Origin of the sequence: Streptomyces lucensis JCM 4490 (assembly GCF_014650035.1) — a bacterium.
Taxonomy (GTDB): domain Bacteria; phylum Actinomycetota; class Actinomycetes; order Streptomycetales; family Streptomycetaceae; genus Streptomyces; species Streptomyces lucensis.
In genome coordinates this window covers 327928-343020 of sequence record NZ_BMUE01000005.1, presented here as the reverse complement: position 1 = coordinate 343020, position 15093 = coordinate 327928, and the positions used below count along the sequence as shown (strand labels likewise).

At 72.2% G+C, this 15093-nt stretch carries 12 protein-coding genes; all 12 read right to left on the bottom strand.

Going from position 1 to position 15093, the window contains the following annotated elements; all coding sequences use genetic code 11:
* Window positions 1–51 precede the first annotated feature (51 nt).
* Window positions 52–2199: a primosomal protein N' gene (locus IE177_RS14800; protein ID WP_190015779.1), complete on the bottom strand. Its 2148-nt coding sequence runs from the start codon at window positions 2197–2199 to the stop codon at window positions 52–54.
* 125 nt (window positions 2200–2324) lie between these two features.
* A complete protein-coding gene (metK, locus tag IE177_RS14795; protein WP_190015778.1) occupies window positions 2325–3533 on the bottom strand; it encodes a methionine adenosyltransferase in 1209 nt (402 codons plus the stop codon).
* Between the two features lie 283 nt (window positions 3534–3816).
* Window positions 3817–5019: a bifunctional phosphopantothenoylcysteine decarboxylase/phosphopantothenate--cysteine ligase CoaBC gene (coaBC, locus tag IE177_RS14790; RefSeq protein ID WP_190015777.1), complete on the bottom strand. Its 1203-nt coding sequence runs from the start codon at window positions 5017–5019 to the stop codon at window positions 3817–3819.
* A 118-nt stretch (window positions 5020–5137) separates the two neighbouring features.
* Entirely contained in the window at window positions 5138–5410 is a 273-nt protein-coding gene (rpoZ, locus tag IE177_RS14785) for a DNA-directed RNA polymerase subunit omega (protein WP_003982715.1), read from the bottom strand.
* An 83-nt stretch (window positions 5411–5493) separates the two neighbouring features.
* Entirely contained in the window at window positions 5494–6087 is a 594-nt protein-coding gene (gmk, locus tag IE177_RS14780) for a guanylate kinase (RefSeq protein WP_190015776.1), read from the bottom strand.
* Between the two features lie 60 nt (window positions 6088–6147).
* On the bottom strand, window positions 6148–6471 hold the full coding sequence (locus IE177_RS14775; RefSeq protein WP_003977346.1) for an integration host factor: 324 nt from the start codon (window positions 6469–6471) through the stop codon (window positions 6148–6150).
* A 322-nt stretch (window positions 6472–6793) separates the two neighbouring features.
* Window positions 6794–7639, bottom strand: a complete 846-nt coding sequence (gene pyrF / locus IE177_RS14770; protein WP_190015775.1) for an orotidine-5'-phosphate decarboxylase — start codon at window positions 7637–7639, stop codon at window positions 6794–6796.
* Window positions 7636–8742, bottom strand: a complete 1107-nt coding sequence (locus IE177_RS14765) for a quinone-dependent dihydroorotate dehydrogenase (RefSeq protein ID WP_190015774.1) — start codon at window positions 8740–8742, stop codon at window positions 7636–7638. The genes pyrF and IE177_RS14765 overlap by 4 nt, the downstream gene beginning before the upstream one ends.
* Before the next feature lie 67 nt (window positions 8743–8809).
* On the bottom strand, window positions 8810–12118 hold the full coding sequence (gene carB, locus IE177_RS14760; RefSeq protein WP_190015773.1) for a carbamoyl-phosphate synthase large subunit: 3309 nt from the start codon (window positions 12116–12118) through the stop codon (window positions 8810–8812).
* Entirely contained in the window at window positions 12111–13259 is a 1149-nt protein-coding gene (gene carA / locus IE177_RS14755; protein ID WP_190015772.1) for a glutamine-hydrolyzing carbamoyl-phosphate synthase small subunit, read from the bottom strand. The genes carB and carA overlap by 8 nt, the downstream gene beginning before the upstream one ends.
* The gene (locus tag IE177_RS14750; RefSeq protein ID WP_190015771.1) at window positions 13256–13810 is read right to left on the bottom strand and encodes a PH-like domain-containing protein; all 555 of its coding nucleotides are present in this window, start codon (window positions 13808–13810) and stop codon (window positions 13256–13258) included. Before IE177_RS14750 ends, carA begins: the two co-directional genes overlap by 4 nt.
* Window positions 13807–15093: a dihydroorotase gene (locus IE177_RS14745; protein WP_190015770.1), complete on the bottom strand. Its 1287-nt coding sequence runs from the start codon at window positions 15091–15093 to the stop codon at window positions 13807–13809. Before IE177_RS14745 ends, IE177_RS14750 begins: the two co-directional genes overlap by 4 nt.

Sequence of the window (15093 nt, the reverse complement as noted above, 5' to 3'; positions counted from 1 at the left end):
CGGTCCCGCGGGAGGGCCGAGTGTCCTCCGGGTGTCCACCGGGCGGACGTGTCATCCGATGTCGGGCGGATCGATCCGCACCCGCACCGGCTCCCCGCTCCCCCGCGCCATGCGGGCGGCCTGCGCGGTCTTCAGGGCCGAGGCCAGCGCGGCCCCGCTGCCGGGCGGTACCCGTACGAGCGCCCGCTCCCAGTGCTCGCCGGGTGGCGGCGCCCCCGCCCTGCGCGGCCGGCCGGGCGGCGCCGGCGGTACCGGGACGGGACCGAGCACCTCGGCGTCCGAGGGCATTTCGACGGCCGTCAGGAACTCGGTGACGGCCGCTGGGGGGCCGGACACCGCCGCCATCCGTGACACCGGCGGGAAGCCCAGCTCGGCCCGCTCGGCCAGTTCCCGCACCGCGTGCCCGACGGGATCCCACCGCACGAGTGCCTGCACCGGCCGCAGCGTCGGTTCGGCCACGACGACCACCGTGCCCCCCTCCCCCTGCGGCCGCACCAGCGCACCCGCCGCCATCCACCGGCGCAGCGCGTCCTCACCGGCCCGCAGATCGGGCCGTACGAGCATGGCCCAGCCGTCGAGGAGCAGCGCCGCCGCGTAACCGCCCTCGGCGACCGGTTCGGCGCCCGGTGTGCTGACGACCAGCGCGGGCGTGCCCGGCACGGTGTCCAGCAGGTGCTCGCGTCCCGAGGTGCGCACCGGTACGGCCGGGAAGGCGCGCCCCAGCTCCTCGGCGGTCCGCCGCGCCCCCACGACCTGGGCGCGCAGCCGGAACCCGCCGCACTCCGGGCAGTGCCAGGCACTCTCGTCCCGCCCGCACCAGCCGCACCGCAGCACGCCCCCGTCCTGCCCCTCGAGCGGGCCGGAACAGTGCCGGCACCGGGCGGGCGCCCGGCAGTGCGCGCAGGCCATCCGGGGCGTGTAGCCACGCCTGGGCACCTGCACCAGCACCGGTCCGTGCCGCAGCCCCTCGCGGGCCGCCTGCCAGGCGAGGGTGGGCAGCCGGGCGGCGCGGGCGGCTTCGTCGCGGGCGAGGTCCTCGTCCCCGACGGTCCGCACCAGGGGCGCGGCCCGCCGCACCTGCTCGCGTCCGGCGACCAGCGGGCGGGCCCAGCCGTTCTCGACGAGCTGCGCGGCCTCCACGGTGCAGCCGAACCCGCCGAGCAGGAACGCGCACCGGTCCAGCGTGGCGCGCAGCAGCAGCACGTCCCGGGCGTGCGGCTGCGGGGCGTGCGGCTCGCTGTGGCTGTCGTCGCCGTCGTCCCAGACGGCCACGAGCCCCAGGTCCCGCACGGGGGCGAACATGGCCGCGCGCGTCCCCACGACGGCCCGCACGGATCCGCGCCGCACCGCGAGCCACTGCGCGTACCGCTTCTCGGGCCCGGAGTCGGCGGTCAGCAGGGCGTGCCGGCCCTCGCCGAGCAGCGCGGTGAGCGCGCCGTCGACCCGGGCGGCCGCCCGCCCGTCCGGTACGACCACGAGGGCGCCGCGCCCCGAGGCGAGCGTGGCGGCGACGGCCCGGGCGATCTCCTCGCTCCACAGCGGGCCCGGCAGCGCGTTCCACACGGCCCGGGGGGCGCCGCCGGAGGCCAGCGCCTCGAGGTAGGCGCCCCCGTTCTCGTACCGTGCCCAGGACCCGGCGTCCGGGGCTTGCGGCGGTGGCAGGGGCTCGGGTGACGGACGCCGCTCGGCGCGGGCGCTGCGCGGCGGCACGGCGAGCTGCAGGACGTCGGCGAGACTGCCGGCGTAGCGGTCGGCGACGGCCCGGGCGAGCCTCAGCAGCTCCGCACCGAGCACCGGCTCGGGGGACACCACCTGGGCGAGGGCGGCCAGCGGCCCGGAGTAGTCGGACTCGGCGCGCCGCTCGACGATGAACCCGTCGATCAGGCCCCCGCCCTCACGCCGCCCCTCCCGCACCCGGCCGCGCCCGGCCCCGAACCGCACCCGCACCCGCACACCGGGCTGCGCCTGCTCGTCCAGTTCCTCGGGCACCGCGTAGTCGAAGTACCGGTCGAGGTGCAGCACGCCCTTGTCCACCAGGACCCGCGCGACGGGCAGCTCCCCGGCCAGCGCTGCCCCCCGCCAGGTCCGCGGCTTGGCGCGCGGGGCCCTGGACCGGCGCACGCTCTCCCGGATGAGCGCGAGCTGCTCCGGAGGCGCCTCGTCGCCCCCGCCCCCGCCCACTCCGTCCTTGCTGCTCACGCTTGCATTCTTACCAAACGCCACCGACAGCCGACCCGGCCGCGGGCGCCTGTCCTGGGTGTGCGCACGGACGAGGCCCGGTCCCCGCGGGGGAACCGGGCCTCGTCCGCTGAGCGGTGCGGGGTCTACAGACCCACGGCCTCGCGCAGGGCGTCCACGCGGTCCGTGCGCTCCCACGTGAAGTCGGGCAGCTCGCGGCCGAAGTGGCCGTACGCCGCCGTCTGGGAGTAGATCGGGCGGAGCAGGTCGAGGTCGCGGATGATCGCGGCCGGGCGGAGGTCGAAGACCTCGTCGATCGCCTTCTCGATCTTCTCGGGCTCGACCTTGTGGGTGCCGAAGGTCTCGACGAACAGGCCGACCGGCTCGGCCTTGCCGATGGCGTAGGCGACCTGGACCTCGCAGCGGGAGGCGAGGCCCGCCGCCACGACGTTCTTGGCGACCCAGCGCATGGCGTAGGCGGCCGAGCGGTCCACCTTGGACGGGTCCTTGCCGGAGAAGGCGCCGCCGCCGTGGCGGGCCATACCGCCGTAGGTGTCGATGATGATCTTTCGGCCGGTCAGGCCGGCGTCGCCCATCGGGCCGCCGATCTCGAAGCGGCCGGTCGGGTTGACCAGCAGGCGGTAGCCCTCGGTGTCCAGCTTGATGCCCTCGTCCAGGAGCGCCTTCAGCTCCGGCTCGACTACGAACTCGCGGATGTCGGGGGCGAGCAGCGACTCCAGGTCGATGTCGGAGGCGTGCTGGGAGGAGACGACCACCGTGTCGAGGCGGACGGCCTTGTCGCCGTCGTACTCGATGGTGACCTGCGTCTTGCCGTCCGGGCGCAGGTAGGGGATGGTCCCGTTCTTGCGGACCTCGGACAGGCGCTTGGACAGGCGGTGCGCCAGGAAGACCGGCAGCGGCATCAGGGTCGGCGTCTCGTCCGAGGCGTAGCCGAACATCAGGCCCTGGTCGCCCGCGCCCTGCCGGTCCAGCTCGTCCTCGTCGCCCTCGACCCGGGTCTCGTACGCCGTGTCGACACCCTGCGCGATGTCCGGGGACTGCGCGCCGATGGACACCGACACGCCGCAGGAGGCGCCGTCGAAGCCCTTCTTGGAGGAGTCGTAGCCGATCTCGAGGATCTTGTTGCGGACGAGGGTCGCGATGTCCGCGTAGGCCTTCGTCGTCACCTCGCCGGCCACGTGCACCAGGCCGGTGGTGATCAGCGTCTCGACGGCGACCCGGGAGGTCGGGTCCTCACGCAGGAGCGCGTCGAGAATGGTGTCGCTGATCTGGTCAGCGATCTTGTCGGGGTGACCCTCGGTCACAGACTCCGAGGTGAACAGGCGACGGGACACAACGCTCCCTGTGGTTGCAGCGGCTGCTGGCTGATCATTTGCGGACGACGCGAGGGCAGCGCCCTGCGTCGTCCGTGAACAGTTTATCGGTCGCGCTCGGCCGATGGACCACCGTCTCGTCTTCCGAGAGCGCTGTGACCTGCGGCACGGGCATTCTGCACAATGCCGAGCGGCCTTGGCCAGGGCCACCGCGGGACATTGCCCGGCCGGAAACAGACGTCGGGCGGCCGCGGGAAAACAGCCCGGACGGCCGAACGGGAGGGGGCCCGGACGGCGGTACCGGTCAGCGCAGCCGGGCGGCCACGAGGTCCCAGACGATGTCCGCGAGGGCCTCCTTCGGCCCGTGCGGAACGGGGGTCTCACTGCCGTCGGCGCCGAGCACGACCGCCTCGTTCTCCTCGGACCCGAACGTCTTGCGCTCCCCCACCTCGTTGACGACGAGCAGGTCGCAGCCCTTGCGGGCGAGCTTGGTGCGGCCGTTGGCGAGGACGTCGTCGGTCTCGGCGGCGAAGCCGACGATCACCTGGCCGGGGCGGGCGCGTTCGGCCGAGATCTCCGCGAGGATGTCCGGATTCCGCACCAGGACGACGGGGTCGGGGTCCTGGCCGTCCTTCTTCTTGATCTTCCCGGACGCGTAGACCGCCGGGCGGAAGTCGGCGACGGCGGCGGCCATGACGACCGCGTCGGCGTCCGCCGCCGCCTTCAGCACGGCTTCACGCAGCTGGACGGCCGTGCCGGCCTCGACGACGTCCACGCCGGCCGGATCGGGCAGGCCAGCGTTGGCGGCGATCAAGGTCACCCGGGCCCCGCGGGCCGCGGCCGTGCGGGCGAGGGCGTAGCCCTGCTTCCCGGAGGAGCGGTTGCCGAGGAAGCGCACGGGGTCGAGCGGCTCGCGGGTGCCCCCGGCGGAGACGACGACGTGCCGGCCCGTGAGGTCCGGCTCGGTGACGCCCCGGGCCAGCACCCGGCGGCAGGCCTCGAAGATCTCGCCCGGGTCCGGCAGGCGGCCCTTGCCGGTGTCGACGCCGGTCAGGCGGCCGACGGCGGGCTCGATGACGACGGCGCCGCGGCGGCGCAGGGTGGCGACGTTCTCCTGGGTGGCGGGGTGCTCCCACATCTCGGTGTGCATCGCGGGGGCGAAGACCACCGGACAGCGGGCGGTCAGGAGCGTGTTGGTCAGCAGGTCGTCCGCGAGGCCGTGGGCGGCCTTGGCGAGCATGTCGGCGGTGGCCGGGGCGACGACGACGAGGTCGGCGTGCTGGCCGATGCGGACGTGCGGGACCTCGTGGACGGCGTCCCAGACCTCGGTGGAGACGGGGTTGCCGGACAGCGCGGACCAGGTGGCCGCGCCGACGAAGTGCAGCGCGGACGCGGTGGGCACCACGCGGACGTCGTGACCCGACTCCGTGAACCGCCGCAGCAGCTCACAGGCCTTGTACGCGGCGATCCCGCCGCTGACCCCCAGAACGACCTTCGGCTTGTCCACCGTCTCTCCCGGACTCGTGTCAGGTGCGCCGGAGACGAACGCACGCCTCCATCACACACCACAGGCCCGGCAGGATGACTGCCGGGCCTGTGGATAAGTCAACCGCAATCTGAAAGTACTACTGCGCCGGGCCTTCGACGGCCTCGGAGGTCAGCAGACCGGCGTTGATCTCGCGCAGGGCGATCGAGAGCGGCTTCTCGTGCACGTGGGTGTCGACGAGCGGACCGACGTACTCGAGGAGGCCCTCGCCGAGCTGCGAGTAGTACGCGTTGATCTGGCGGGCACGCTTGGCCGCGTAGATCACGAGGCTGTACTTCGAGTCGGTGGCCTCGAGGAGCTCGTCGATCGGCGGGTTGATGATGCCCTCGGGCGCGGTGATGGAAGAGGACACGCTCTACCTTCCGATGGGTGGGAAAGAATCAGTCGGTGCGACCGGCTCTGCGCGCCCTGCCTAGCAGCGTGCAGCGGTGACGATCACACAACGTCCATCAAGGCTAGCAGCTCGCGCGCCACGTCCTCGACGGAGGTGTTGACCAGGGTCTCGTCGAACTCCGGCTCGGCCGCCAGCTCCGTCCTGGCCGCCTCCAGACGGCGTTCGATGACCTCGGGCGGCTCGGTGCCCCGCCCGGTGAGCCTGCGCACCAGCTCCTCCCAGGAGGGGGGAGCCAGGAACACCAGCTGGGCGTCGGACATGGAGTCACGGACCTGCCGGGCTCCCTGGAGGTCGATCTCCAGCAGCACGGGCTCGCCGTTCTCCAGCCGCTCCTGCACGGCCGCGCGGGGCGTGCCGTAGCGGTTGCCGGCGAACTCGGCCCACTCCAGCAGCTCGCCGTTGGCGATCAGCTTGTCCATCTCGTCGTCGGTGACGAAGAAGTAGTGGACTCCGTGCTGCTCGCCGGGGCGCGGCTTGCGGGTGGTCGCGGACACCGAGAGCCAGACCTCGGGGTGTTCCTTGCGCATATGAGCGACGACCGTGCTCTTGCCGACCCCTGAGGGGCCGGAGAGCACGGTCAGCCGCGGACGTGCGTCCGGGGGCTCGGGGGTCGTCCCCCGGGGTGTTACAGCCATGCGGCGATTATTCCAGCAATCCCGCAGTGCCCGGGACTCCCGGTCCGGCAGGACCCGGACTCAGGAGCCGGTGCTGCCGAACTCACGCTCCAGGGAAGCGATCTGGTTGGAGCCGAGACCCCGCACACGGCGGCTCTCGGAGATGCCCAGACGCTCCATGATCTGCTTGGCGCGGACCTTGCCCACGCCGGGCAGCGACTCGAGCAGTGCGGAGACCTTCATCTTGCCGATGACGTCGTTCTCCTGGCCCTGCTTGATGACCTCGTGCAGGGAGGCGCCGGAGTGCTTGAGTCGATTCTTGACCTCGGCCCGCTCCCGGCGAGCCGCGGCGGCCTTTTCGAGCGCGGCTGCGCGCTGTTCAGGGGTAAGGGGCGGAAGAGCCACGCCTACGTCACCTCGGATGTCGAACTGTCGGATACGGACCGGTGAGGAACCTAGTCGCCCCACACCTGGGGAGCTGCGAGCAACACGCTGCCCGTTCTCCCCCACTGCCTTGTGGGACGCGGGAGGCGCCCCCACTGCTCGGAGACTAGCGGGCAAGTCCGCCAGAGTCAGCGAGAACAGCGGAAAAGTCCTGGTCAGCCTCCGCCAGGCCGGACATTTGGGACATATTGCCCCCGAATTGAGGCCGCGGTCACACCCGAACCGGTCCCGCGCGGCCCGGCCGGCCCCCTGGGAAGGACCTCGGGGACGCCCCCGGAGCGCCTCAGGAGCCGGCGACCGCCGCCCGGATCTCCTCCGCGAAGCGTTCCGTGGCCGAACGCAGCGCTCCGACGCCGGGACCGTGGCGCAGCACACCCCGGCTGACGTTCGGGACGACGTTGCGCACCGCCGCCCCGAACACCTTCGGCAGATCGGCCGCCGTCGCCCCCTGCGCCCCCACACCGGGAGCCAGGAGCGGGCCGTTGATGTCGAGGTCGTACGCCGCCAGGTCGCCGACCGTGGCGCCGACGACCGCGCCGAAGGAACCCAGCGGCGCCTCGCCCGCGTTCTCGGCGGCCAGGTGGGCCAGCATGGTCGCGCCCACGCTGCGCCCGTCGGCCCGGACCGCGTGCTGCACCTCGGGGCCCTCCGGGTTCGACGTGAGGGCCAGCACGAACAGTCCGGCGCCGCTCTCCCGGGCCAGCGCGACGGCCGGGCCGAGCGAGCCGTAGCCGAGGTACGGCGAGACGGTGAGCGCGTCGGAGAACAGCGGGGCGTCCTTGTGCAGGTAGGCCTCGGCGTACCCGGCCATGGTCGAGCCGATGTCCCCGCGCTTGGCGTCCATCACGACCAGCGTGCCGGCCGCGCGCGCCTCCTGGACCGTCCGCTCCAGGACGGCCACTCCGCGCGAGCCGAAGCGCTCGAAGAAGGCACTCTGCGGCTTCATGACGGCCACCCGGTCGGCCACCGCCTCGACGACGGTCCGGCTGAACCGCTCCAGACCGGCCACGTCGTCGTCCAGCCCCCACTCGGCGAGCAGGGAGGCGTGCGGGTCGATGCCGACGCAGAGCGGGCCGCGCTCGTCCATGACGCGGCGCAGGCGCGCGCCGAAGGGCTCCGGAACGGTCATGCGGACTTCCTCACGTCGGCGCCGACCGCGTCGGCGAGGGTGGCGTACGGGCTGGTGCGCAGGCGCGCGGCGAGGCCCTTGTGGATCGCGCGGCACCAGAAGGGGCCCTCGTAGACGAAGGCGCTGTACCCCTGGACCAGCGTGGCGCCGGCCAGGATGCGCTGCCAGGCGTCCTCGGCGGTCTCGACGCCGCCGACGCCGACCAGGGTGATCCGGTCGCCCACGCGCGCGTACAGGCGGCGCAGGACCTCCAGGGAGCGCGCCTTCAGGGGCGCTCCGGACAGGCCGCCGGTCTCCTTCACCAGCGAGGGGGCGGAGGCGAGTCCGAGTCCCTCGCGCGCGATGGTGGTGTTGGTGGCGATGATGCCGTCCAGGCCGAGTTCCACCGCGAGGTCGGCGACGGCGTCGACGTCCTCGTCGGCGAGGTCCGGGGCGATCTTCACCAGCAGCGGGACGCGCCGGTTCGCGACCGTGCGGTCGGCGGCCTCGCGGACGGCGGTCAGCAGCGGGCGCAGCGCCTCGGTCGCCTGGAGGTCGCGCAGGCCCGGGGTGTTCGGCGAGGAGACGTTGACGACCAGGTAGTCGGCGTAGGGCGCGAGGCGCTCGGCCGACTTCACGTAGTCGGCGACCGCCTCCGCCTCCGGGACGACCTTGGTCTTGCCGATGTTGACGCCGACGACGGTCCGGAAGACCGGTTCACGGGTCGCGAGGCGGGCCGCCACGGCCAGCGAGCCGTCGTTGTTGAAGCCCATGCGGTTGATCAGCGCACGGTCGGCCACGAGCCGGAACAGCCGCTTCCTGGGGTTGCCGGGCTGCGGCTCCCCCGTCACCGTGCCGATCTCCACGTGGTCGAAGCCCAGCATCGACATGCCGTCGATGGCGACGGCGTTCTTGTCGAAGCCGGCGGCGAGCCCGAAGGGGCCGTGCATGCGCAGCCCGAAGGCCTCGGTGCGCAGCACCTTGTACCGGGGCGCGAGGACCGCCGCGACGAACGTGCGCAGCACGGGGACGCGGGCGGCGAGGCGGATCCAGCGGAAGGCGAGGTGGTGGGCCTTCTCGGGGTCCATCCGTTGGAACAGCAGACGGAAGAAGAGCTCGTACATCGGGGAAAGTCCTCAGGGGTCCTCGTGAAGAGGGGGACACCGTTTCCGGTGTCCCCCTCAAGGGCTGCTAGTCGCGGGCCGCGGTCAGGTGTTCCGCGTGTTCCTGGAGCGAGCGGACGCCCACGTCGCCGTGGTTGAGGGCGTCGATGCCCTGGACGGCGGCCGCCAGCGCCTGCACGGTCGTCAGGCACGGCACGGAGCGGGCCACCGCCGCCGTGCGGATGTCGTAGCCGTCGAGGCGGCCGCCGGTGCCGTACGGCGTGTTGACGATGAGGTCGACCTCGCCGTCGTGGATGAGCTGGACGATGGTCTTCTCACCGTTCGGACCGGTGCCCTCGGACTGCTTGCGCACGATGGTGGCGTTGATGCCGTTGCGCTTGAGGACCTCGGCGGTGCCGGAGGTGGCCAGCAGCTCGAAGCCGTGCGCGACCAGCTCGCGGGCCGGGAAGATCATCGAGCGCTTGTCGCGGTTGGCGACCGAGATGAACGCGCGTCCCTTGGTGGGCAGCGGGCCGTATGCGCCCGCCTGCGACTTGGCGTACGCCGTGCCGAAGACGGAGTCGATGCCCATGACCTCGCCGGTGGAGCGCATCTCCGGGCCGAGGACGGTGTCGACGCCGCGGCCGTGGATGTCGCGGAAGCGCGACCACGGCATGACGGCCTCCTTGACGGAGATCGGCGCGTCCAGCGGCAGCTCGCCGCCGTCGCCGTGCGCCGGGAGCAGGCCCTCGGCGCGCAGCTCGGCGACGGTGGCGCCCAGCGAGATCCGGGCGGCGGCCTTGGCGAGCGGCACCGCGGTCGCCTTCGAGGTGAAGGGGACCGTACGGGAGGCGCGCGGGTTGGCCTCCAGGACGTAGAGGATGTCGCCGGCCATCGCGAACTGGATGTTGATCAGGCCGCGCACGCCGACGCCCTTGGCGATGGCCTCGGTGGAGGCGCGGAGCCGCTTGATGTCGAAGCCGCCGAGGGTGATCGGGGGCAGGGCGCACGCCGAGTCGCCGGAGTGGATGCCGGCCTCCTCGATGTGCTCCATCACGCCGCCGAGGTACAGCTCCTCGCCGTCGTAGAGCGCGTCGACGTCGATCTCGATGGCGTCGTCCAGGAAGCGGTCGACGAGGACCGGCCGGGAGGGGCTGATCTCGGTCGACTCGGCGATGTAGGAGGCGAGGCGGGTCTCGTCGTAGACGATCTCCATGCCGCGCCCGCCGAGGACGTACGACGGCCGGACGAGGACCGGGTAGCCGATCTCGTCGGCGATGGCCTTGGCCTCCTCGAAGGTGGTGGCCGTGCCGTGCTTCGGGGCCGGCAGGCCGGCCTCCGCGAGGACGCGGCCGAAGGCGCCGCGGTCCTCGGCGGCGTGGATCGCCTCGGGCGAGGTGCCCACGATCGGCACGCCGTTGTCCTTCAGCGCCTGCGACAGGCCGAGCGGGGTCTGCCCGCCCAGCTGCACGATCACGCCCGCGACCGGGCCGGCCTGCTGCTCGGCGTGGACGATCTCCAGCACGTCCTCCAGCGTCAGCGGCTCGAAGTACAGCCGGTCGGAGGTGTCGTAGTCGGTGGAGACGGTCTCCGGGTTGCAGTTGACCATCACGGTCTCGTACCCGGCGTCGGACAGCGCGAAGGAGGCGTGGACGCAGGAGTAGTCGAACTCGATGCCCTGGCCGATGCGGTTCGGGCCGGAGCCCAGGATGATGACGGCCGGCTTCTCACGGGGCGCGACCTCGCTCTCCTCGTCGTAGGAGGAGTAGAAGTACGGCGTCCTCGCGGCGAACTCGGCGGCGCAGGTGTCGACGGTCTTGTAGACCGGGCGGATGCCGAGGGCGTGCCGGACCTCGCGGACGACGTCCTCGCGCAGGCCGCGGATCTCGGCGATCTGCTGGTCGGAGAAGCCGTGCCGCTTGGCCTCGGCCAGCAGGCCGGCGGTCAGCTCGGGCGCCTCGGCCAGCTCGTCCGCGACCTCCTTGATCAGGAAGAGCTGGTCCACGAACCACGGGTCGATCTTCGTGTACTCGAAGACCTCCTCGGGCGTGGCGCCCGCGCGGATGGCCTGCATGACCGTGTTGATCCGGCCGTCGGTGGGCCGGACGGCCTCGCGCAGCAGGGCGTCCTTGTCGCCGGGCTCGCCGGTGAAGGCGAACTGGCTGCCCTTCTTCTCCAGCGAGCGCAGCGCCTTCTGGAAGGCCTCGGTGAAGTTGCGGCCGATGGCCATGGCCTCGCCCACCGACTTCATTGTGGTGGTCAGCGTGGAGTCGGCCTGCGGGAACTTCTCGAAGGCGAACCGGGGGGCCTTGACGACCACGTAGTCGAGCGTGGGCTCGAAGGAGGCCGGGGTCTCCCGGGTGATGTCGTTCGGGATCTCGTCGAGCGTGTAGCCGACGGCCAGCTTGGCGGCGATCTTGGCGATGGGGAATCCGGTCGCCTTGGAGGCGAGCGCCGAGGAACGCGAGACGCGCGGGTTCATCTCGATGACGATCACGCGGCCGTCCTCGGGGTTCACCGCGAACTGGATGTTGCAGCCGCCGGTGTCGACGCCGACCTCGCGGATGATCGCGATGCCGACGTCGCGCAGCACCTGGTACTCGCGGTCGGTCAGCGTCATCGCCGGGGCGACGGTGATCGAGTCGCCGGTGTGCACGCCCATGGGGTCGAAGTTCTCGATGGAGCAGACGACCACGACGTTGTCGTGCTTGTCGCGCATCAGCTCCAGCTCGTACTCCTTCCAGCCGAGGATGGACTCCTCCAGGAGCACCTCGGTGGTCGGGGAGAGCGTGAGGCCCTGGCCGGCGATGCGGCGCAGCTCCTCCTCGTCGTGCGCGAAGCCGGAGCCGGCGCCGCCCATGGTGAAGGAAGGACGGACGACGACCGGGTAGCCGCCGAGGGTCTCGACGCCCTTGAGGACGTCGTCCATGGTGTGGCAGATGACCGAGCGGGCGGACTCGCCGTGCCCGGTCTTGCGGCGGACCTCCTCCACGACGTCCTTGAACAGGTCGCGGTCCTCGCCCTTGTGGATGGCCTCGGGCTTGGCGCCGATCAGCTCGACGCCGTACTTCTCCAGGACGCCGTTCTCGTGCAGCGAGATCGCGGTGTTCAGGGCCGTCTGGCCGCCCAGGGTGGGCAGCAGGGCGTCCGGGCGCTCCTTGGCGATGATCTTCTCGACGAACTCCGGGGTGATCGGCTCGACGTAGGTGGCGTCGGCGATCTCCGGGTCGGTCATGATCGTCGCCGGGTTGGAGTTGACGAGGACCACGCGCAGGCCCTCGGCCTTGAGTACGCGGCACGCCTGGGTGCCGGAGTAGTCGAACTCGGCGGCCTGGCCGATGACGATCGGGCCGGAGCCGATGACCAGGACGGACTGGATATCGGTGCGCTTAGGCACGCTGGCCCTCCATCAGGGAAACGAAGCGGTCGAACAGGTAGGCGGCGTCGTGCGGGCCCGCTGCCGCTTCGGGGTGGTACTGGACGGAGAAGGCCGGCTGGTCGAGCAGCTGCAGCCCCTCCACGACGTTGTCGTTGAGGCAGACATGGGAGACCTCGGCGCGCCCGAACCTGGTGTCGCTGACCTTGTCGAGCGGCGCGTCCACGGCGAAGCCGTGGTTGTGCGCGGTGACCTCGACCTTGCCGGTCGTGCGGTCCTGGACCGGCTGGTTGATGCCCCGGTGGCCGTACTTCAGCTTGTAGGTGCCGAAGCCGAGGGCGCGGCCGAGGATCTGGTTGCCGAAGCAGATGCCGAACAGCGGCGTCCTGCGCTCCAGGACGGCGGACATCAGCGCGACCGGGCCTTCGGCGGTCGCCGGGTCGCCGGGGCCGTTGGAGAAGAAGACGCCGTCGGGCTCGACGGCGTAGATCTCGTCGGCCGTGGCGGTGGCGGGCAGCACGTGCACCTCGATGCCGCGCTCGGCCATGCGGTGCGGGGTCATGCCCTTGATGCCGAGGTCGATGGCGGCGACGGTGAAGCGCTTGTCGCCGACCGCCGGGACGACGTACGCCTCCTTGGTGGCGACCTCCTCGTAGAGGCTGGCGCCCTTCATGTGCGGCTGGGCCTGCACGCGCTCGACCAGCTCGGCCTCGGAGGCGCTGTCGAGCGCGGAGCCGGAGAAGATGCCGGCGCGCATCGAGCCGCGCTCGCGCAGGTGGCGGGTGAGGGCGCGGGTGTCGATCCCGGAGATGCCGACCACGCCCTGCGCGACCAGCTCGTCGTCCAGGGAGCGCTTGGCGCGCCAGTTGGACGGCACGCGCGCGGGGTCGCGCACCACGTAGCCGGAGACCCAGATGCGCCGGGACTCGTCGTCCTCGTCGTTCCAGCCGGTGTTGCCGATCTGCGGGGCGGTCGCGACGACGATCTGGCGGTCGTACGACGGGTCGGTGAGGGTCTCCTGGTAGCCGGTCATGCCGGTGGAGAACACGGCCTCGCCGAAGGTCTCCCCCACGGCCCCGTAGGCGCGGCCGCGGAAGGTGCGGCCGTCCTCCAGGACGAGTACGGCGGGAACCTTCGCGGCTCCCCTGGTGGAGGTCGTCATCGTGCGCCTTCCGTGTCGTCGATCATCTTGTTCAGGGTGTCGGCCCATTCGGTGTGCTCGGCCGAGCGGTCCGAGCGGAACCCGGAGTCGATCAGCCTGTCGCCGTGGGCCCAGGTCACCACCAGCAGTCCGCCCTCGGTGAGGACCTTGCCGGCGATGCCCTTGTCCAGCCGGGCGCCGCGCAGCGCGGCCGCGGGGACGAAGAAGTCGTTCGCTCCGGGGCGCTCGACCTCCAGGCCCGCGTCGGTCAGGGTGAGCTCGGCCCGGCTGCGGGTGCCGAGGCCGTGGGCCACGATGCGGTCCAGCCACTGCCCGGCGGTGGTGGAGCCGTGGTAGCGGCCGCTCATGCTCAGTCTCACCGGGCCGGTTCCGTCCGGCGCGGTGGGCAGGGCCGGGATGTCGCCCTGGAGGGTGCCGCGCCACTTCCAGCCCTCGCGCATCAGCCAGTAGACGAGCGCGACGAAGAGGGCGAGTCCGACGAGCCAGCCGATGCGGCCCGGCCAGTCGGTGACGTCGGCCGACTTCCCGGCCAGCAGGATTACAGGTGTCACGTGAGCTTCCCGTCGACGAGCGTGGCCTTGCCCCGCAGCCACGTGTGCGTCACACGGCCCGGCAGCTCACGACCCTGGTACGGGGTGTTGCGGCTGCGCGAGGCGAAGCCCGCGGGGTCCACCTGGCCACGGTATGCCGTGTCGACGAGGGTGAGGTTGGCGGGCTCACCAGCCGAGACGGGTCGGCCGTGCCCGGTGGCCCGTCCGATCTGCGCGGGCCGGGCGGACATGCGGTCGGCGACGCCGGCCCAGTCCAGCAGACCCGTCTCCACCATGGTCTCCTGCACCACGGACAGCGCGGTCTCCAGGCCGACCATGCCCATTGCGGCCGCGGCCCACTCGCAGTCCTTGTCCTCGTGGGGGTGCGGGGCGTGGTCGGTGGCGACGATGTCGATGGTGCCGTCGGCGAGCGCCTCGCGCAGGGCGTGGACGTCGCGCTCGGTGCGCAGCGGCGGGTTGACCTTGTAGACCGGGTTGTAGGTGCGCACCAGTTCGTCGGTGAGCAGCAGGTGGTGCGGGGTCACCTCGGCGGTGACCTGGATGCCGCGGGACTTGGCCCAGCGGACGATCTCCACGGAGCCGGCGGTGGAGAGGTGGCAGATGTGGACGCGGGAGCCGACGTGCTCGGCGAGCAGCACGTCCCGCGCGATGATCGACTCCTCGGCGACGGCCGGCCAGCCGCCCAGGCCCAGCTCGGCGGAGACGACGCCCTCGTTCATCTGGGCGCCCTCGGTGAGGCGGGGCTCCTGGGCGTGCTGGGCGACGACGCCGCCGAAGGCCTTCACGTACTCCAGCGCGCGGCGCATGATCACGGCGTCGTCCACGCACTTGCCGTCGTCGGAGAAGACGGTGACGCCGGCGGCCGACTCGTGCATCGCGCCCAGTTCGGCGAGCTTCCTTCCCTCCAGGCCGACGGTGACGGCGCCGATGGGCTGCACGTCGCAGTAGCCGTGCTCCCTGCCCAGCCGGTAGACCTGCTCGACGACGCCGGCGGTGTCGGCGACCGGGAAGGTGTTGGCCATGGCGAAGACGGCGGTGTAGCCGCCGCTCGCCGCCGCGCGGGTGCCGGTCAGGACCGTCTCGGAGTCCTCGCGGCCCGGCTCGCGCAGGTGGGTGTGCAGGTCGACCAGGCCCGGGAGCAGCACCTTGCCCCCGGCCTCGACGACCTCGGCGCCCTCGGCGGACAGCCCGGTGCCCACCTCGGCGATCGTCTCGCCGTCGATCAGCACGTCCTGCGGCTCGCCGCCGAGCACCTTCGCACCGCGGATCAGGATCTTGCTCAT

Excerpts from the sequence above, each read along its gene's own strand:
- gmk (WP_190015776.1), bottom strand. The coding sequence starts at position 6,087 with ATGGCTGTAACACCCCGGGGGACGACCCCCGAGCCCCCGGACGCACGT.
- pyrF (WP_190015775.1), bottom strand. The coding sequence starts at position 7,639 with ATGACCGTTCCGGAGCCCTTCGGCGCGCGCCTGCGCCGCGTCATGGAC.
- IE177_RS14745 (WP_190015770.1), bottom strand. The coding sequence starts at position 15,093 with ATGAGCAAGATCCTGATCCGCGGTGCGAAGGTGCTCGGCGGCGAGCCG.
- IE177_RS14765 (WP_190015774.1), bottom strand. The coding sequence starts at position 8,742 with ATGTACGAGCTCTTCTTCCGTCTGCTGTTCCAACGGATGGACCCCGAG.
- carA (WP_190015772.1), bottom strand. The coding sequence starts at position 13,259 with ATGACGACCTCCACCAGGGGAGCCGCGAAGGTTCCCGCCGTACTCGTC.